The 18,175-nt window shown below is 68.8% G+C and carries 22 protein-coding genes; 18 read left to right on the forward strand and 4 right to left on the reverse strand.

The window, feature by feature from the left end; genetic code table 11:
- Positions 1-6: 6 nt before the first annotated feature.
- From miaB to dapF, 3 genes are read left to right on the forward strand one after another with little or no spacing between them, the layout of a single operon-like run.
- Entirely contained in the window at positions 7-1,584 is a 1,578-nt protein-coding gene (gene miaB, locus EDF50_RS15135) for a tRNA (N6-isopentenyl adenosine(37)-C2)-methylthiotransferase MiaB (protein WP_123520328.1), read from the forward strand.
- Between the two features lies 1 nt (position 1,585).
- The gene (gene miaA / locus EDF50_RS15140) at positions 1,586-2,497 is read left to right on the forward strand and encodes a tRNA (adenosine(37)-N6)-dimethylallyltransferase MiaA (protein WP_123520329.1); all 912 of its coding nucleotides are present in this window, start codon (positions 1,586-1,588) and stop codon (positions 2,495-2,497) included.
- Positions 2,494-3,372 carry a diaminopimelate epimerase gene (dapF, locus tag EDF50_RS15145; protein ID WP_123520330.1) on the forward strand — a complete coding sequence of 293 codons (879 nt, stop codon included), beginning with the start codon at positions 2,494-2,496 and terminating at the stop codon, positions 3,370-3,372. The genes miaA and dapF overlap by 4 nt, the downstream gene beginning before the upstream one ends.
- Before the next feature lie 40 nt (positions 3,373-3,412).
- Here dapF and EDF50_RS15150 read toward each other — a convergent pair whose 3' ends face one another.
- On the reverse strand, positions 3,413-4,033 hold the full coding sequence (locus EDF50_RS15150; RefSeq protein ID WP_123520331.1) for a class I SAM-dependent methyltransferase: 621 nt from the start codon (positions 4,031-4,033) through the stop codon (positions 3,413-3,415).
- 76 nt (positions 4,034-4,109) lie between these two features.
- On the opposite strand from EDF50_RS15150, the gene hflX reads away from it, so the two are divergent.
- Positions 4,110-5,654, forward strand: a complete 1,545-nt coding sequence (hflX, locus tag EDF50_RS15155; protein WP_123520332.1) for a GTPase HflX — start codon at positions 4,110-4,112, stop codon at positions 5,652-5,654.
- 97 nt (positions 5,655-5,751) lie between these two features.
- Here hflX and lexA read toward each other — a convergent pair whose 3' ends face one another.
- Positions 5,752-6,465: a transcriptional repressor LexA gene (lexA, locus tag EDF50_RS15160; RefSeq protein WP_123520333.1), complete on the reverse strand. Its 714-nt coding sequence runs from the start codon at positions 6,463-6,465 to the stop codon at positions 5,752-5,754.
- Positions 6,466-6,737: 272 nt separating this feature from the next.
- On the opposite strand from lexA, the gene EDF50_RS15165 reads away from it, so the two are divergent.
- From EDF50_RS15165 to EDF50_RS15190, 6 genes are all read left to right on the forward strand, one after another.
- A complete protein-coding gene (locus EDF50_RS15165) occupies positions 6,738-7,106 on the forward strand; it encodes a hypothetical protein (protein ID WP_123520334.1) in 369 nt (122 codons plus the stop codon).
- Positions 7,107-7,169: 63 nt separating this feature from the next.
- The gene (locus EDF50_RS15170; protein WP_123520335.1) at positions 7,170-8,255 is read left to right on the forward strand and encodes a histidinol-phosphate transaminase; all 1,086 of its coding nucleotides are present in this window, start codon (positions 7,170-7,172) and stop codon (positions 8,253-8,255) included.
- On the forward strand, positions 8,252-8,869 hold the full coding sequence (hisB, locus tag EDF50_RS15175) for an imidazoleglycerol-phosphate dehydratase HisB (RefSeq protein WP_123520336.1): 618 nt from the start codon (positions 8,252-8,254) through the stop codon (positions 8,867-8,869). The genes EDF50_RS15170 and hisB overlap by 4 nt, the downstream gene beginning before the upstream one ends.
- A complete protein-coding gene (gene hisH / locus EDF50_RS15180; RefSeq protein ID WP_123520337.1) occupies positions 8,866-9,504 on the forward strand; it encodes an imidazole glycerol phosphate synthase subunit HisH in 639 nt (212 codons plus the stop codon). The genes hisB and hisH overlap by 4 nt, the downstream gene beginning before the upstream one ends.
- Positions 9,505-9,570: 66 nt before the next feature.
- Positions 9,571-10,317, forward strand: a complete 747-nt coding sequence (priA, locus tag EDF50_RS15185; protein WP_123520338.1) for a bifunctional 1-(5-phosphoribosyl)-5-((5-phosphoribosylamino)methylideneamino)imidazole-4-carboxamide isomerase/phosphoribosylanthranilate isomerase PriA — start codon at positions 9,571-9,573, stop codon at positions 10,315-10,317.
- Positions 10,317-11,120: an SseB family protein gene (locus EDF50_RS15190; RefSeq protein WP_123520339.1), complete on the forward strand. Its 804-nt coding sequence runs from the start codon at positions 10,317-10,319 to the stop codon at positions 11,118-11,120. The genes priA and EDF50_RS15190 overlap by 1 nt, the downstream gene beginning before the upstream one ends.
- A 43-nt stretch (positions 11,121-11,163) precedes the next feature.
- Here the strand turns inward: EDF50_RS15190 and EDF50_RS15195 are convergent, their stop codons facing one another.
- The gene (locus EDF50_RS15195; protein WP_123520375.1) at positions 11,164-11,496 is read right to left on the reverse strand and encodes a DUF1844 domain-containing protein; all 333 of its coding nucleotides are present in this window, start codon (positions 11,494-11,496) and stop codon (positions 11,164-11,166) included.
- A 398-nt stretch (positions 11,497-11,894) separates the two neighbouring features.
- On the opposite strand from EDF50_RS15195, the gene infC reads away from it, so the two are divergent.
- The 8 genes from infC to EDF50_RS15235 all read left to right on the forward strand — a co-directional run bounded on the left by infC (position 11,895) and on the right by EDF50_RS15235 (position 17,607).
- Positions 11,895-12,524, forward strand: coding sequence for a translation initiation factor IF-3 (gene infC, locus EDF50_RS15200; RefSeq protein WP_123520340.1), 630 nt, complete (start codon positions 11,895-11,897; stop codon positions 12,522-12,524).
- 3 nt (positions 12,525-12,527) lie between these two features.
- Positions 12,528-12,722 (forward strand): 50S ribosomal protein L35, encoded by a 195-nt coding sequence (gene rpmI, locus EDF50_RS15205; RefSeq protein WP_043596704.1) that lies wholly within the window; start codon positions 12,528-12,530, stop codon positions 12,720-12,722.
- A 30-nt stretch (positions 12,723-12,752) separates the two neighbouring features.
- Positions 12,753-13,139, forward strand: a complete 387-nt coding sequence (gene rplT / locus EDF50_RS15210) for a 50S ribosomal protein L20 (RefSeq protein ID WP_043596706.1) — start codon at positions 12,753-12,755, stop codon at positions 13,137-13,139.
- Positions 13,140-13,303: 164 nt separating this feature from the next.
- A complete protein-coding gene (locus tag EDF50_RS15215) occupies positions 13,304-14,104 on the forward strand; it encodes an RNA methyltransferase (protein ID WP_123520376.1) in 801 nt (266 codons plus the stop codon).
- 129 nt (positions 14,105-14,233) lie between these two features.
- Positions 14,234-14,971: an amino acid ABC transporter ATP-binding protein gene (locus EDF50_RS15220; RefSeq protein ID WP_123520341.1), complete on the forward strand. Its 738-nt coding sequence runs from the start codon at positions 14,234-14,236 to the stop codon at positions 14,969-14,971.
- A 90-nt stretch (positions 14,972-15,061) separates the two neighbouring features.
- Entirely contained in the window at positions 15,062-15,931 is an 870-nt protein-coding gene (locus tag EDF50_RS15225; protein WP_123520342.1) for a glutamate ABC transporter substrate-binding protein, read from the forward strand.
- Between the two features lie 78 nt (positions 15,932-16,009).
- The gene (locus EDF50_RS15230; protein ID WP_123520343.1) at positions 16,010-16,675 is read left to right on the forward strand and encodes an amino acid ABC transporter permease; all 666 of its coding nucleotides are present in this window, start codon (positions 16,010-16,012) and stop codon (positions 16,673-16,675) included.
- Positions 16,672-17,607: an ABC transporter permease subunit gene (locus tag EDF50_RS15235; protein WP_123520344.1), complete on the forward strand. Its 936-nt coding sequence runs from the start codon at positions 16,672-16,674 to the stop codon at positions 17,605-17,607. The genes EDF50_RS15230 and EDF50_RS15235 overlap by 4 nt, the downstream gene beginning before the upstream one ends.
- An 88-nt stretch (positions 17,608-17,695) precedes the next feature.
- On the opposite strand, the gene EDF50_RS15240 is transcribed toward EDF50_RS15235, so the two are convergent.
- On the reverse strand, positions 17,696-18,133 hold the full coding sequence (locus EDF50_RS15240; RefSeq protein ID WP_148076854.1) for a hypothetical protein: 438 nt from the start codon (positions 18,131-18,133) through the stop codon (positions 17,696-17,698).
- Positions 18,134-18,175: the final 42 nt, after the last annotated feature.

An 18,175-nucleotide genomic window follows, 5' to 3' on the forward strand; every position in this document is an offset into this window, starting at 1 on the left:
GTCACCATGACGACGGTCGCCACCATCCCTGACCTCTCGCCCGTCGACGACCGGGCCCGTACGTACGAAGTGCGCACCTTCGGGTGTCAGATGAACGTCCACGACTCCGAGCGTCTCAGTGGCTCGCTCGAGGCGGCCGGTTACGTACCCGCCGGTGGAGACGAGGCCGACATCGTCGTCATCAACACCTGTGCGGTGCGCGAGAACGCCGACAAGAAGCTCTACGGAACGCTGGGTACGCTGGCGGGCCTGAAGAAGAGACACGAGGGCATGCAGATCGCCGTCGGGGGGTGCCTGGCCCAGAAAGACAAGGACGTCATCCTCGACAAGGCACCCTGGGTCGACGTGGTCTTCGGCACACACAACATGGGCGCCCTGCCCACTCTCCTCGAGCGGGCGCGCCACAACGACGAGGCGCAGCTCGAGATCCTCGAATCGCTCGACGTCTTCCCCTCGACCCTGCCGACCAAACGTGACTCGACGCACAGCGGCTGGGTCTCGATCTCGGTCGGCTGCAACAACACGTGCACGTTCTGCATCGTGCCGTCGCTCCGGGGCAAGGAGAAAGACCGACGGCCGGGCGACATCCTGGCCGAGGTGAAGGCACTGGTCGACGACGGTGCCGTCGAGGTCACGTTGCTCGGACAGAACGTCAACTCGTACGGTGTCGAGTTCGGTGACCGGTTCGCCTTCGGCAAGCTGCTGCGTGCCGTCGGGACGATCCACGGGCTCGAGCGGGTGCGGTTCACCAGCCCCCACCCGGCGTCCTTCACCGACGACGTGATCGCCGCCATGGCCGAGACCCCTTCCGTCATGCCCCAGTTGCACATGCCCCTGCAGTCGGGTTCCGACCGGGTGCTGCGAGCCATGCGGCGTAGCTACCGCAGCGAGAGGTTTCTCGGCATCATCGACCGTGTGCGTGCGGCCATGCCCGAGGCCGCGATCAGCACGGACATCATCGTCGGCTTTCCCGGCGAGACAGAGGACGACTTCGCCGAGACCCTCCGGGTCGTCGAGCGGTCCCGGTTCGCCTCCGCGTTCACCTTCCAGTACTCGGTGCGTCCCGGGACGCCGGCCGGCGAGATGGCCGACCAGATCCCGAAGGCCGTCGTGCAAGAACGGTTCGAGCGCCTCACCGCCCTCCAGGACCGCATCTCCGCCGAAGAGAACCGTCGCCAGGTCGGCCGCACGGTCGAAGTCCTGGTGGCTTCCGACGAGGGTCGGAAGGACGCCTCCACGCATCGTCTCTCGGGGCGTGCGGAAGACAGCCGTCTCGTCCACTTCGAGGTGCCCCCGGGGCGTCCGGTCCCACGCCCCGGCGACGTGGTCCGGGTGCGAGTCACCGACGCCGCTCCGTTCTACCTGCTCGCCGATGCGGTCGACGGCCGGAAGTCCCTCTACGAGGTCCGTCGCACGCGTGCGGGCGACGCCTGGGACGCCGCGCAGGCCGCCTCGTGCGGGGTGCCGTCCGGGGGTGACGCGACCCGCGCCTCCTCGGCTCGGCCGGCGAGGGTGAGCCTCGGTCTGCCGACGCTGCGGGTGGCGACGACGCCGATCTACAGCGCGACCGACGACCTCCGCTGACGTGCTGGTCTCGATCGTCGGGGCGACCGGCACGGGGAAGTCGGCGTTCTCGCTGGACCTCGCCGCGGCGATGGCCGACCGGGGCCAGGCCGTCGAGGTCGTCAACGCGGACGCCATGCAGCTCTATCGCGGCATGGACGTCGGAACGGCCAAACTGCCCCTCACCGAACGACGAGGCATCCCGCACCATCTCCTCGACGTCCTCGACGTCACCGACGAGGCGAGCGTCGAGTGGTACCAACGCGAGGCCCGTGCCCTGGTCGACGACATCGTGGCGCGTGGCGCCGTCGCGGTCCTCGTCGGCGGGTCAGGGCTCTACGTCTCGAGCGTGCTGTTCGACTTCCGGTTCCCTGGTACCGATCCCGTGATCCGGGCGCAGTACGAGGCGATCGCCGACGTGCAGGGGCCTGGGGCCCTGCACGATCTCTTGGCAGAACGCGACCCTGCGTCCGCCACCTCGATCGGGCGGTTCAACGTGCGGCGCCTCGTCCGGGCGCTCGAGGTCGGCGACCTGACGGGGCGACCACTCTCGGGCACGTTGCCCGAGCAGCCGTCGCCGTGGCGACCGTCGACCGTCTTCGGTGTCGCGGAGGAGCGCCCCGTGCTCGTCGAACGCCTCGATCGACGCGTCGAGCAGATGTGGCGAGGCGGCCTCGTCGACGAGGTGCGGGACCTTCTTCCCCTCGGGCTCGAGCGGGGGGTCACGGCGGGCCGGGCCATCGGTTACGCGCAGGCCGCGGCGCAGATCCGGGGCGAGCTCACCGAGGCCGAGGCGATCGATGCCACGGCGGCCCTCACCCGTCGCTATGCCCGCCGCCAGGCGAGCTGGTTCCGTCGCTATGACGACGTCGAGTGGTCCCGCTCGGGTGATGCCCGAGCCGTCGACCGGGCCGTGGCTAGACTCCTCGGGTGACCACCACGCTGCAGTTCACCAAAGGTCAGGGCACCGGCAACGACTTCGTCCTGTTCACTGATCCCGACGCCGGCACCGACCTGACACCCGCGATGATCCGGGCTCTGGCGGACCGGCGGTTCGGGGTGGGCGCCGACGGGGTGATCCGCGCGGTCCGGACGGCGGCACTGTCGACCGAGGCGGCCCTGCTGCAGGCCGAACCGCGTGCCGAGTGGTTCATGGACTACCACAACGCCGACGGCAGCCCGGCAGAGATGTGCGGCAACGGCATCCGCGTCTTCGCCCGGTACCTCGTCGAGCGGGGTCTGGTGCAATTGGGCGACGACGACGTGCTCGTCGTGGGTACGCGAGCCGGTGCGCGCGAGGTGCGACGCGACGGCACGGGCTTCCGTGTCGACCTGGGCCCCTGGCGTCTCGGCGACGACGATCCGGTCGTTCGCGCGCGCGAGCTGCACGCCGCCCGTCCGGGCCTGCCGATCTCGGTCGGCAACCCCCATGTGGTGGTGGCCCTCGCCGGCGACGACGAACTCGACGGACTCGACCTGACCTACGTGCCGATCGTCGACCCGGTCCCGGCTGACGGGGCGAACGTCGAGTTCGTGGTGCCCGCCGACCCGCTCGTGGTCGACGGGCTCGGCCGCATCCGCATGCGCGTCCACGAGCGTGGCAGTGGCGAGACCCTCTCCTGTGGCACCGGCGCGGCCGCGGCCGCCCTGGCGACACGGCACTGGGCGGGTGCTTCCGCACCCGAGGCCTGGTTGGTCGACGTTCCCGGTGGTGTCGTGGGCGTCTCCATCAGCCACCACGACGACGGAGAGCACGTCTCGCTCAGCGGGCCGGCCGAACTGGTCTTCACCGGGGCGCTCGACCTCTGAGGCCCAGCGGTGTCGTCCCCGACCCCGACGGGGCGTCCGCTCAGCCCGCCTCGGTGAGGCGCTCCGCCCGCAAGATGCGGTACCCCTTGCTGGTGGAGGCGCGGGTCACGTCCACGACGTCGGCCATCGTCTCGTTCATCCAGCGCTGCAACGAGTCGGCCCCGAGGTTCTTCTGCACGACCAGCCAGGCGTCCGAGCCCACGTCGAGTCGGGGCAACCACCGTTCGAGCAGGGAGTGCAGTTCGGCCTTGCCGACCCGGATCGGGGGATTCGACCAGATCGTCGCGAACCGCAGGTCGTCGGGAACACCGTCGGGGGTGACGGCGTTGACGTTCTCGAGGCCGATCGAGCGCGCGTTCTCGCGCACGAGGTCGAGCACTCTCTCGTTCACGTCGACGGCCCAGACCGTCGCGTCGGGTGACGACAACGCGAGGCTCAGTGTGATGGGGCCCCAACCGCATCCGACGTCCAGCAGATGACCCGCCCGGGGCGGCGTCGGCGTGCCTGCCAACAGCACCGAGGTTCCTGGGTCGACGCGGCCCGGGCTGAAGACCCCGGCAGCCGTGGTCAACGTCCACTCGCGGCCCGCGAGGACGACGTCGATCGTCCTGGGCTTGGCCGCGCTGCCGGGCTGGGGTGAGAAGTAGTGCTCGCTGGCCATGCTCGTCAACCTACCGAACATCCGCCGGGGCGCCGTTCCCTGCTCCCCACACACCGAAAGGGTTAGTATCACCCCGATGACAGACCACACCACGACACCGCTCGATTCTGAGCGGGACGACCAGCCCGACGACGTCGTCGCGCGCGTCCTCGATCGTGCGGCCCAGCGGGCCTCCGGCTACACCGTCTTCTCGCCGGCCCAGGCGATCCAGACCCGTTCGCTGCACGACGACGGCTCCGACGGCGACCAGTCCGAGCGGGACGACCGCCAGGCCCTCCGCCGTGTCGCGGGACTCTCGACCGAGTTGCAGGACGTCACCGAGGTCGAGTACCGCCAGCTGCGTCTCGAGAACGTCGTCCTCATCGGCGTCTACTCGCAGGGGTCGATGTCCGACGCCGAGAACTCCCTGCGCGAGTTGGCGGCATTGGCCGAGACGGCAGGGGCCGTCGTCCTCGACGGGCTGCTGCAGCGACGGCCGAACCCCGATCCGAGCACCTACCTGGGGAAGGGCAAGGCCGAAGAACTCCGCGGGACGGTCGCGGCCCTCGGCGCCGACACGGTCATCGCCGACACCGAACTCGCCCCCAGCCAGCGTCGTGCCCTCGAAGACGTCGTCAAGGTCAAGGTCATCGACCGGACGGCCGTCATCCTCGACATCTTCAGCCAGCACGCCAAGAGCCGCGAGGGCAAGGCGCAGGTCGAACTCGCTCAGCTCGAATACCTGCTGCCCCGCCTCCGAGGATGGGGCGAGTCGATGTCGCGCCAGGCCGGTGGGCAGGTAGGAGGCGCGGGTGCCGGAATGGGCAGCCGTGGGCCCGGTGAGACCAAGATCGAGCTCGACAGGCGCCGCATCCACACCCGCATGGCGCGGCTCCGGCGGCAGATCAAAGAGATGAAGCCGGCCCGCGACGCCAAGCGGGCCAACCGTGACCGCAACGAGGTGCCCACGGTCGCCATCGCGGGTTACACGAACGCGGGTAAGTCCAGCCTGCTGAACCGTCTCACGAGTGCCGGTGTCCTCGTCGAGAACGCACTGTTCGCGACGCTCGACGCGACGGTCCGCAAGAGCGTCACGTCGGACGGGCGCCCCTTCACGTACGCCGACACCGTCGGTTTCGTGCGCAACCTGCCCCACCAGCTGGTCGAAGCGTTCCGGTCGACGCTCGAAGAGGTCGAGGCGTCCGACGTCATCGTGCACGTCGTCGACGGGTCACACCCCGACCCGGCTGCGCAGCTCGCCACGGTTCGAGACGTCATCGCCGAGGTCGACGGTCGCGACATCGCCGAGATCGTCGTCTTCAACAAGAGCGACCTCGTCGACGACGACCAGCGTCTCGTCCTGCTCGGGCTCGAACCGACGGCGGTCTTCGTCTCGGCTCGGACCGGTGAGGGCATCGACGAACTCCTCGCCCGCATCGCCTCCGTGTTGCCAGAGCCCGAGATCGAGCTCGACCTGTTGGTGCCGTACGACCGCGGCGATGTGGTCTCGCACCTGCACGACTCCGGTCGCATCCTCAGCACGGACTACGAAGAAGAGGGCACTCGGGTGCACGCTCGGGTCTATCCGAGCGACGTCGCCGGGCTCGCGCCCTACGTCGCACCGGTCGGCGTCGGCGGCTGACACCGGAGCGCTCACGCCGACACGAAGCGCCGGCCACCTCGAGGTGGCCGGCGCTTCGTCGTGCGAAAGGGGGAGAGGGCCGAGCGGGCCCGGAACGTCAGACGGAGCGCAGCACGGCGACGACCTTGCCCACGATCTGGGCGTGATCGCCGACGATGGGTTCGAACGCGCTGTTGCGCGGGAGCAACCAGGTGTGGCCGTCTCGCTGGCGGAACACTTTGACGGTCGCTTCGTCGTCGAGCATGGCCGCGACGATGTCGCCGTTCTCGGCGTCCTGCTGCTGCCGCACGACGACCCAGTCCCCGTCGCAGATGGCCGCATCGATCATCGAGTCGCCGACCACCCGCAGCATGAACAGTTCGCCCTTGCCGACGAGTTGACGCGGCAGGGGCATCACATCCTCGATCTGCTGTTCGGCCGTGATGGGGATGCCGGCGGCGATTCGCCCGACCATGGGGACGTGAGCGGTGTCGCCGTCGTCGCTGGTGGTGAAGACGGTGGCCGGGGAAGCGACCGGCGCCGTCGCGTCCACGAGGACTTCGAGGGCGCGGGGTCGGTTCGGATCACGGCGGATCTTGCCGGCGAGTTCGAGCTGGTTGAGCTGGTGCGTGACGCTGGAGAGGGACTTGAGGCCGACCGCGTCGCCGATCTCGCGCATGCTCGGCGGGTACCCACGGTGGCCGATGCTCTCGGTGATCGCGGCGAGGATCGACGACTGTTTTGCGGTCAACTCCTTGCGGGGGAGGAGACCGGGGTCGACCCGACGGGGCGCGTCGGGGGCCGCCTGCGGGGTGCGCTTCGGGTCGCTCATGGGTCTCCTGCCGTCGATGTCGGTGGTCCCTGTTTGACTCCTACCACCGATCGAAACCGTATCCGATCAGACGGTGTCGACAAAACACATGTTCGAGTGTGTCGCGTATTCGCCTCCTGATCCTGCTCGGTTCTCCATGGTTTTCCTCCCTGAGGGGTTGAAAGCGCCGAGAATCGAATGTATGTTCGGAACACGTCTTCGTGCCCGGCATTCCCGGCCGAGTGCCGGGCACGAACGCGTCCCTCGTCTTCCTGCAGTGAAAGGACCACCTCATGAGCGTCACGTCAGCATCAGCAGTTGCGTCCCCCGTCGACTCGCCCCGCGTGGTGCGCACGCGTCTGCGCATCACCCGACGAGGTCGCGCGGTCGTGGCCGCGCTGGTCGCGGTCCCGCTCGTCCTCGTGGCAGGCGCTCTCGTCCTCAACGGGGGCGGTGCGGTCGCGTCCGACACGACGAGTTCCGCCGAGTTCCAGCACGTGACCGTCGATGGTGGCGAGACCTTGTGGCAGGTCGCGGCCGAGATCGATCCCAGCGCCGACCCTCGCGACGTCATCGCCGACCTCGTCTCGCTGAACAATCTGCCGAGCGCCGAGGTCTCTGCGGGTCAGAGCCTCGCCGTACCCGCTCAGTACGTGCGCTGAGTCATCGGGCGGGGGTGCCCGTGCCGGCCCGCCGGACGGTCGACCCGCCCGTAGCATGGAGGGGTGTCCTTCAGCCTCGATGACCTGCCCATCCGTGACGACCTCAGGGGTCTGACGCCGTACGGCGCCCCCCAGAAGAAGGTCCCGGTCGCTCTCAACGTCAACGAGAACACGCATCCCATTCCCGAAGACGTCGCCCGAGACATCGTCGAGTCCGTGGCTCGAGCCGTCCTCGACGTCAATCGTTATCCCGATCGCGAATTCGCGACGCTGCGTGACTCGCTGGCGGCCTACCTCGGGCACGGGCTCACCCGCGACAACATCTGGGCCGCGAACGGCTCGAACGAGGTCATCCAGCAACTCCTCCAGGCCTTCGGCGGTCCGGGTCGTTCCGTCCTCGGTTTTCCTCCCACGTATTCGATGCACTCCACCATCGCCACGGGCACCGGCAGTCGATGGATCGAGGGGCGCCGCGACGAGGGTTTCCGCATCTCGCCCGAGACCGCGGTCTCCGAGATCGAACGCACGCGTCCCGACATCGTCTTCTTCTGCGGCCCCAACAACCCCACCGGCACGCCCCTCGACCTCGCCACCATCGAGGCGGCCTACGACGCCACCGACGGCATCGTCTTCGTCGACGAGGCCTATGCCGAGTTCATGCCGGCCGATCAGCCCACGGCGCTGACCCTGCTCGCCGGTCGCGAGCGTCTCGTCGTGTCGCGCACGATGAGCAAGGCGTTCGCCTTCGCCGGCGCCCGGGTGGGGTACATGGCCGCGCACCCGGCCGTGTCCGACGCGCTGCGTCTCGTGCGCCTTCCTTACCACCTCTCTTCCCTGACGCAGGCGGCGGCGGTCGCCGCGCTCTCGCACGCGAGCGAGATGCTCGCCATGGTCGACGACATCAAGGCCCAGCGTGATCGCATCGTGCACGAGCTGACCGAGCTCGGGTACGAACCGTGGCCCACCTGGTCGAACTTCGTCCTCTTCGGCGGGGTCGACGACCCGAGCGACGTCTTCGAACGCCTCCTCGAGCGGGGGATCATCGTCCGTGACCTCGGCATCCCGAACCACCTGAGGGTCAGCGCCGGTACCGAGGCCGAGACCACCGCGTTCCTCGAGGCGCTCCGCGACATTAGGCTCTCTTCGTGACCGAGACCACCCGTGCCGCCCGAACCGCCTCCCTCTCGCGTGCGACGAGCGAGTCGAGCATCACGCTCGCCCTCGACCTCGACGGGTCGGGTCGATCATCGATCGACTCGTCGGTGCCGTTCTTCGACCACCTCCTGACGGCCCTCTCCAAGCACTCGTTGATCGATCTCGAAGTCGCGGCGACGGGCGACACCCACATCGACGTGCACCACACGGTCGAAGACATCGGCATCACCTTCGGCACCGCGCTCAAGCAGGCCCTCGGCGACAAGTCCGGCATCTCGCGCTACGGCGACGCGCTCGTCCCCCTCGACGAGGCCTTGGTGCAGGCGGTCGTCGACGTCTCGGGCCGCCCGTACCTCGTGCACTCGGGTGAGCCCGAGGGATTCGAATACCACCTCATCGGCGGGCACTTCACGGGCTCGATGGTCCGTCACGTCTTCGAGGCGATCACCTTCCACGCCGGCATCACGGTGCACGTCCGGGTGTTGGACGGACGCGACCCGCACCACATCGCCGAGGCCGAGTTCAAGGCGTTCGCCCGGGCCCTCCGTCAGGCCGTCCAGCCCGACCCGCGGGTCAGCGGCATCCCGTCGACCAAGGGCGCCCTGTGACGGGCGTCCGTCCGTCGGTCGTCGTCCTCGACTACGGCAGCGGCAACGTCCACTCGGCGGTCAAGGCCCTCGAGCTCGCGGGCGCCGACGTCGAGCTGACGGCCGACCGGGCCCGCGTGCAGGCGGCCGACGGGCTCTTCGTCCCCGGCGTCGGTGCGTTCGCAGCCGTCATGAGCCAACTCGAGTCCGTCCGTGGCGGCGAGCTGATCGACCGACGGTTGGCCGGCGGGCGTCCGGTCATGGGCATCTGCGTCGGCATGCAGATCCTCTTCGAGGGAGGGGTCGAGCGCGGCAACAGCACCGGCGGCCTGGGTGCCTGGCCAGGGGTCGTCGACGAACTCAGGGCGGACGTCCTGCCGCACATGGGCTGGAACACCGTCGACGTGCCCGAGGGCAGCGTGCTGTTCGACGGCGTGGCCGACGAGCGGTTCTACTTCGTCCATTCGTTCGCGGCGCAAGAATGGTCGCTCGACGTGATCCGTCCCTTCACCGAGCCGCACGTGACCTGGGCCGACCACGGCGGTCGGTTCGTCGCCGCCGTCGAGAACGGTCCGCTCTGGGCGACGCAGTTCCACCCCGAGAAGTCGGGGCGGCCGGGCATCCGGCTGCTCTCGAACTGGCTCGACACCCTCTGACCCCGACGCGACCGACCCGATCGCGCCTCCTGACCCTGCGGCGCCCCGGCCCGTGAGAGAGACGACATGAGCGAGTTCTGCACCACCCCCGCCCTGACCCTGTTCCCCGCCGTCGACGTGGCGGGCGGTCAGGCCGTGCGCCTGACCCAGGGCGAGGCTGGCAGCGAGACGAACTACGGTGACCCGGTCGCCGCCGCGGACGACTGGGCCAGCCAGGGCGCCGATTGGCTGCACCTCGTCGACCTCGACGCCGCCTTCGGGCGCGGCGACAACCGTTCGGTGATCAAGAAGGTCATCAAGCAGGTGAAGGGCGTCAACGTCGAGCTGAGCGGCGGCATCCGCGACGACAAGTCCCTCGAGGACGCGCTGAGCACCGGCGTCAAGCGCATCAACCTGGGGACGGCCGCCCTCGAGAACCCCGAGTGGGCCGCCCATGTCATAGCCGAGTACGGCGAGGCGGTGGCCGTGGGGCTCGACGTCCGTGGCACGACCCTCGCGGCGCGGGGCTGGACCGAAGAGGGCGGCGACCTCTGGACGGTGCTCGCCCGGCTCGAGGAGGCCGGCTGCGCGCGCTACGTCGTGACCGACGTCACGAAGGACGGCACGCTCCAGGGCCCGAACGTCGACCTGCTCCGTCAGGTGATGGACCGTACCGATCATCCGGTCATCGCGTCCGGCGGCATCTCGAGCCTCGACGACCTCGCGACCCTCCGTGAGCTCGTGCCGCAGGGTCTCGAGGGCGCGATCGTCGGCAAGGCGCTGTACTCGGGGGCCTTCACGCTGGCCGCGGCCCTCGACGTCGCCTCGAACTGATGACCGCCGGGCCCGGCGGGTCGGGGCACACGCACGACGGTGCCGGCCGTGAGGCCGACAGCGCGGGTCGCCCCTGGGCGGGACGCACCTTCGACCACCACGACGCGGCGCACGCGGGTGACGACGGCTCGGCCGACCCGCGCCTCCTGGACGCCCTCCTCGGATTCCGCGAGGGGCGACTCGGCGAGGGGGACGTCGTCGACGCGCTCCGCCTCGCGCGTCTGCTCGTGCCGCTGGTCGCCGTGGCGGGAGACGAGGATCTCGACGATCACGGTCGCCGCGTCGACAAGACCCAGGAACTCTCGATCGTCACGGTCTCGGGCCCCGACGGTCGCGACGTGCTGCCGGCCTTCACCTCGGTCGAGACCTTGACCCGGTGGCGTTCCGCGGCTCGACCCGTGCCCGTGGACGCCCGACGGGTGGCCCTCGCCGCGGCCTCGGAAGCCACCGACCGCATCGTGATCGACCCCGGGTCGATCACGGAATTCGGCCTGCGTCGCCCGGCCGTCTGGGCGGTCGCCCGGGATCTGCCCTGGACGCCGAGTCATCAGGACGAACAGGTCCTGCGTGCGTTCCTCGACGCGTCCCGGGACGAGGAGGCGCTGGTCAGTCTGGTCGTCGCACCCGGTTACCGAGACGCCCGACTCGGCGCACCCGAGATCGTGGTGCAACTCGGGGTAACGCCCGGTCTCGACCGGGACGCCCTCGGGGCTCTGCTGCAGCGGCTCCAGGGGGCCTGGGCCGTCGACCCGCTGATCGTCGACCGGGTCGACAGCATGTCGGTGAAGGTCGTCCCGGGCTGACGCTCCGACGCTCGAGACGGCGTGCTACGGCCGAGGAGCCGGATCAGTTGACGGGGCCGGTGTACTTCTCGCCCGGCCCCTGGCCGATGGCGTCCGGTATGGCCGAGGCCTCGCGGAAGGCGAGCTGCAGCGACCGCAACCCGTCACGGAGCGCCCGGGCGTGCTGGTCGCCGATCTCGGGTGCGCTGGCCGTGACGAGCCCGGCGAGCGAGGTGATGAGCTTGCGGGCCTCGTCGAGGTCGGTCTGCGTCCGCGGGTCGTCCGCCAGCCCCACCTTGACCGCCGCGGCGCTCATCAGGTGGACGCAGACGGTGTTGATCACCTCGACCGCGTTGACGTCGGCGATGTCGCGGGCGGCGTCGTCGCCGAACCGCAGATCGTCCTCGAACCGGCTCGTCCCCGATGTCGGGTCGTGGGGCGTCGCCGAGGCGGCACCGCCGAAGCGGGCGTCGGGAGTGGGTGCATCGTCGGGGGAGTGGCTCACGAACTGATCCTCTGCTAAACTCGTCCAGGCTCGGAGCGTCTGCTCCGTGCGAAAGTGGAGATTCTCCCACCCGCGCTTGACCGTTAGACAAGGTTACCGGGTTGTTGGCACCCCGTTCGATCAGCACCACCGTTTCATCCAGCTCCTCGTGAGAGGCAGCGTGTGAGCATCGATCGAGCAGCCAGGGTGCAGTGTGACGCGTTCGAGATGACGCCCACACGAAACTCCTCTTTCTCTGGCGAGGCCGTCCGGTCCCGCCAGATGCAGAAGAAACGACAGAGGAGTTCCGCATCAGCGATCCCCGTACGAACGACCGTATCCGCGTCCCCGAGGTCCGCCTCGTCGGGCCTGGTGGAGAACAGGTCGGTGTCGTCCCCATCGCCATGGCCCTGCGTCTCGCCGCAGAGGCCGAGCTCGACCTGGTCGAGGTGGCCCCCAACTCGAAGCCTCCCGTGGCCAAGATCATGGATCACGGAAAGTTCAAGTACGAGGCTGCGCAGAAAGCGAAAGAAGCTCGTCGCAACCAGGCGAACACGATCCTCAAAGAGGTCCGTTTCCGTCTGAAGATCGACAAGCACGACTACGAGACGAAGCGCAAGCGCGCCGAGGGCTTCCTCCAGGGCGGCGACAAGGTCAAGGCCATGATCCTGTTCCGTGGTCGCGAGCAGTCGCGTCCCGACCAGGGCGTGCGTCTGCTCCAGCGTTTCGCCGAAGACGTCGCCGAGTTCGGCAGCGTCGAGTCGACCCCGACCATCGACGGCCGCAACATGGTCATGGTGATCGGCCCGCACAAGAACAAGTCCGAGGCCAAGGCCGAGGCCGAGGCTCGCAAGGCGGCCGCCAAGCCGCCGAAGCACCCGACGTCCGACGAGGTCCCGGCCGATGCACCGGCCGACCGACCGACAGAAGAAAGTAAGTAAGACATGCCCAAGCAGAAGACCCACTCCGGCGCCAAGAAGCGCTTCAAGGTCACCGGTTCCGGCAAGATCATGAAGCAGCAGGCCGGCATGCGCCACAACCTCGAGGTGAAGAGCGCCAAGCGCAAGGCTCGCCTGAACCAGGACCAGGTGCTCGCGCCCGCTGACGCCAAGGTCGCCAAGAAGCTTCTCGGTCACTGACCGCTGACACGAACGTAGAGGAACAAGAAAATGGCAAGAGTCAAGAGAGCGGTCAACGCCGCCAAGAAGCGTCGCGTCATCCTCGAGCGCGCCGAGGGTTACCGCGGTCAGCGTTCGCGCCTGTACCGCAAGGCCAAAGAGCAGGTCACCCACTCGCTCGTCTACTCGTACCGTGACCGTCGTGCTCGCAAGGGTGAGTTCCGTCGTCTGTGGATCCAGCGCATCAACGCCGCGTCGCGTGCGAACGGCCTGACCTACAACCGTCTGATCCAGGGTCTGTCCCTGGCCGGCGTCGAGGTCGACCGCCGCATCCTGGCCGAGCTGGCCGTCAACGAGCCCGCCACGTTCGCGTCGCTCGTGGCCACTGCCAAGGCCGCACTGCCCGCTGACACCTCGGCACCCAAGGTCGCCGCGTAGTCGCACCGCATCACCCTCGAGGCCCGACGGCCCGACACCCTCACGGGTGTCGCCGTCGGGCCTCGTGCATTTTCCGGTGCCCGTCCGCAGACCGATCGTCCGAGCGTGCGACCGTCCGCCCGCCCGTGCAGGTACGGCATCATGGACGGGTGCCCCACGACTCCCTGCTCGACAACCCCCGCTCGCCCCGAGTCCGGGCGGTGGCGAAGCTCTCGAAGCGCGACGCCCGCACCGAGACCCGCACCTTCTTGCTCGAAGGGCCGCAGTCGGTCGGTGAGGCCCTGGCCTTCCGGCCCGAGCTGATCGTCGAGCTCTTCGGCACCCCGACCGCCCTCGAGCGCTACCCCGAGGTGTCGGTCGCCGCCGAGGCCGAGGGCATCGACGTCCAGTTCGTCACCGAACCGGTGCTCGAGGCCATGGCCGACACGGTGACGCCCCAGGGAATCGTCGCCGTCTGTCGGCAGTTCCCCACGTCGGTGAAGGACGTCTTCGGCGCCGAGCCGAAGCTCATCGTGATCCTCGAGGAGGTCCGCGATCCGGGCAACGCCGGCACCATCATCCGGGCCGCCGACGCGGCGGGGGCCGATGCCGTCATCATGACCGGGCGGAGCGTCGACCTCTACAACCCCAAGGTCGTGCGGTCCACGACGGGCTCCTTGTTCCACGTGCCGGTCGCCGTGGGCGTCGAGCTGCCGGCGATCGTCGACCGGTGCCGCGAGGTCGGCCTGCAGGTGATCGCCGCCGACGTCAAGGGCGACGACCTGCTCGCCGCCAGGTCCGACGGGGTCCTGGCCGAACCGACCGCATGGCTGTTCGGCAACGAGGCCCGAGGTCTCACCGACGCGGACCTGGCGCGTGCCGACCGCGCTCTGGTGGTGCCCATCTACGGTCACGCGGAATCGATGAACCTCGCCACGGCGGCGTCGGTGTGCCTCTACGAGAGTGCCTTCGCCCACCGCAGCTAGCGCCTCCTCGTCCGCCAGGAGGCGCGGTCCGGGTCGGACGAGGACGTCGCGACCGAACACGTCGTTTCGTTTTCATTAAGAATCGTCTGTGAATTTGACCCCGACCTGGGGGTCTGTTTGTGTGGGCGCATGGAACCCCTCGTCGTGGTCGACCACGTCAACAAGCACTTCGGTGACCTGCACGTCCTGAAAGACATCACCACGTCGGTGGGCAAGGGCGAGGTCGTCGTCGTGATCGGTCCGAGCGGCTCGGGCAAGTCGACCCTCTGCCGGGCGATCAACCGCCTCGAGACCATCGACGACGGCGTCATCACGATCGACGGAACGCGTCTGCCCGAAGAGGGTGCGGAACTCGCGCGCTTGCGTGCTGATGTCGGCATGGTGTTCCAGAGCTTCAACCTCTTCGCGCACAAGAGCGTGCTCGAGAACGTCACCCTCGGGCAGATCAAGGTCCGGAAGCGGAGCAAGGCCGAGGCCGAGAAGCGCGCGATGCAACTCCTCGAACGCGTCGGAGTGGCGAACCAGGCCCAGAAGATGCCGTCGCAGCTCTCCGGGGGGCAGCAGCAGCGTGTCGCCATCGCGAGGGCGCTGGCCATGGACCCGAAGGTCATGCTGCTCGACGAGCCGACCAGCGCCCTCGACCCCGAGATGATCACCGAGGTGCTCGACGTCATGGTCCAGCTCGCGCAGGACGGCATGACGATGATCGTCGTCACCCACGAGATGGGTTTCGCCCGCAAGGCGGCCGACCGCGTCGTCTTCATGGCCGACGGCGAGATCGTCGAGGAGGCCACGCCCGAGCAGTTCTTCACGTCCCCGGCCTCCGACCGGGCCCGCGACTTCCTGTCGAAGATCCTCACGCACTGACCGACGCCGTCGTCGCCGTGTCCGAGGGGGCACGGCCCCGGAACCCCCGTCCGCCGTTCGGCGTCCGGGTCACACAGCAAGGAGAACAGAATGCGACTCAGCAAAGGATTCGTCGCCGTAGCCGCAGCCGCCGTCACGGTGCTCGGCCTCTCGGCCTGCACCGACTCGGCCGCGCCCGAGAGCTCCGTCGAGGTCGACGAGGTGGCCGACTTCGAGGACGGCACGACGATGGCGCGACTCGCCGAGGCCGGCGAGATCACCATCGGCACCAAGTTCGATCAACCCCTCTTCGGGCTCGACGACGGGTCGGACAACCCGCAGGGCTTCGACGCCGAGATCGGCAAGCTGGTCGCGGCCAAGCTCGGCATTCCCGCCGACGGCATCACCTGGGTCGAGACCGTCTCCGCCAACCGCGAGCCGTTCATCCAGAACGGTGACGTCGATCTCGTCATCGCGACGTACACCATCAACGACGCGCGCAAGCAGGTCGTGTCGTTCGCCGGTCCTTACTACCAGGCGGGCCAGGACCTCCTCGTCCTCGAGGGCAACCCGGACGGCATCGAGGGGGCCGAGGACCTCGCGGGCAAGGCCGTCTGCACGGTCAGCGGTTCGACGAGCGAGGCGAACGTCGCCGAGTACACCGACGACATCATCGCGACGGACACGTACTCGAACTGCCTCGAACCGCTCCGCACCGGTGCGGTCGCGGCCGTGACGACCGATAACGTCATCCTGGCCGGCCTCGCCGACCAGAACGAAGGCGAGTTCGAGGTCGTCGGAGCGCCGTTCACCGAAGAGCCGTACGGCATCGGTCTGGCACTCGACGACACCGACTTCCGCATGTTCATCAACGACACGCTTCAGGACGCCGAAGACGACGGCACCTGGGACGAGCTCTGGGAGAAGACGGCCGGCAAGGTGCTCGACACGCCGACCCCGCCCACGATCGACCGCTACTGAGCACCGCGCGGGCACCCGGGGCGACCTGCCCCGGGTGCCCGCCTCACGAGCCCTGACCGAAGGACCCCGTTGAATCCCTTGGACGTCATCCCCGGCTTCGACGCCGTGACCGACAACTGGCCCCGCTTCTGGGGCGGCTTCGTCACGACGTTGCAGCTCCTCGCGCTGTCCGGCGTCGGCGCGATCGTCATCGGGTTCGTCGTCGCCGCGATGCGGATCTCGCCGGTCGCGTCGTTCCGTGTCTTCGCCACCACGTACACCGAGGCCATCCGCAACATCCCGCTGACGCTGGTGCTGTTCTTCTGCGCTTTCGTGCTGCCCTACCTCGGCGTCGGCATCGGCTACTTCACGCTGGCGACCATCGGACTCACGGTCTACACCTCGCCGTTCGTCGCCGAGGCCGTGCGGTCCGGAGTCAACGGGGTGCCGGTCGGTCAGGCCGAGGCGGCACGCAGCATCGGTCTCGGCTTCGGCCAGACGCTCACCCTGGTGATCCTGCCGCAAGCGTTCCGCATGGTGATCCCTCCGTTGATCAACGTCGTCATCGCGCTGACGAAGAACACGTCGGTCGCGGGCGGGTTCTTCGTCGCCGAGCTCTTCGCCGCCGGCAAGTACATCGCCAACGACCGGGGTGACGCGGTGATCACGGCTCTGTTGTCGGTGGCCGTGTTCTACCTCGTCGTCACCATCACCCTGGGTCGCGTCGCGGCCTTCGTCGAGAAGAAGGTCGCGGTCCTGCGATGAGCACGAACGTCCTCTACGACGCCCCTGGCCCCAGGGCCCGCCGTCTCTCGCGCATCATCTCGGTGGTGGGCGTCGTGCTGGTCCTCGCCCTCGTCGGCTACGTCCTGTACCTCCTCGGTCGCCCCCGCGTCAGCGCCAACGGTGCCGTCACGGCGAGCGTGCTCGACCCGTCCCGGTGGGACATCCTGCTCGACCGGAACCTCTGGCGGAACATCGGCGCCGGGTGGCTCGCGACTGTCCGCGCGGCGGCAGTGGCCTCGGTCCTCGCCGTGGCCGTCGGGGTGCTCTTCTCGTTCCTGCGGACGGCCCGCACCGCGTGGGTCCGGGTTCCCACGACGATCGTGCTCGAGTTCTTCCGCGGCATGCCCGTGCTGCTGATGATGCTGTTCATCCTCCTGGTCTTCTCCACAGGCGCGTTCTGGGCCGTCGTCCTGGCGCTTGCGGTGTACAACGGCGCGCTGATCGGCGAGGCCTTGCGCTCGGGCATCGCCGCCCTTCCACGCGGTCAGCGCGAAGCCGGTCTCGCCATCGGGCTCTCGCCGGTGCGCACCCGCTTCGCCATCGAGTTCCCCCAGGCGTTCCGGCAGATGCTGCCCGTGATCCTGGCGCAACTCGTGGTGCTGTTGAAGGACACCTCGCTCGGATACATCGTGGGCTACGTCGAGTTGACCCGCCGGGGACTGAACCGGCTCGGGACCTCGTACGGCAGCACGTACACCTTCACGTTGTTCGCGGTGGTGCTGCTCGTGTACCTGCTGACCAACCTCCTGTTCTCGTACGTCGTGCGCGTGGCGGATCGCCGCACCGGTCGACGTGGGGTCCTGGCTCGACGGCGACGCCGTCGTCCCCTCGGGGGCCCTGGGCTTCCGGCGTCGGACGGCGGTTCACGACCGACCGCGCCGTCCGAGGGTGGGCGAGATCTCAGATCCTGAGGCAGTGGCGGTCTGCGGACCTCCGACGACGACGGCCTCCCGCGTGCGGGAGGCCGTCGAAGCAGGGCGTTCACGTGTCATGCACGCATCACGCGGTGGTGCAGAAGCGCGCCACCTCGCTTCCGGGGACGAAGGGCGTGAAGTCGAGGCTGACGATGCCTCCCGAGAAGCAGTACTGCGTACCGCTGACGTCACGGGGCACGGTCGCCGCCCCCGTGCACGTGCTCGTCGTGAAGCAGGTGTTGGTGGCCTCGAGGAGGTCACCCGACCCCGCCTGGAGCGTGCCGTTCACCCCGATGGTCACGAGGTCGCCTTGTCCGGAGCAGGTCACCGTGGCGCGTCCCACCACGGTGATGTCACCGACGGTCAGCGTCGCGGTCTGCGAGCAGCTGAAGTCCTGCACCCCGTCGTTGTACGTGAAGTTGGTGGTCCGGGTCTGGGTCGCCGCGTTCGCCGGAGCGGCGACGGCCATGCTCGTCAACACCAACACGAAAGCTGTACCTAGGGTGGCTGCGAGTTTCTTCATCATGTCTCCTTCGGTAGGAGTCCTCCTGGTAGAGGACTATGG

Origin of the sequence: Frigoribacterium sp. PhB24 (genome assembly GCF_003755185.1) — a bacterium.
Lineage (GTDB): Bacteria > Actinomycetota > Actinomycetes > Actinomycetales > Microbacteriaceae > Frigoribacterium.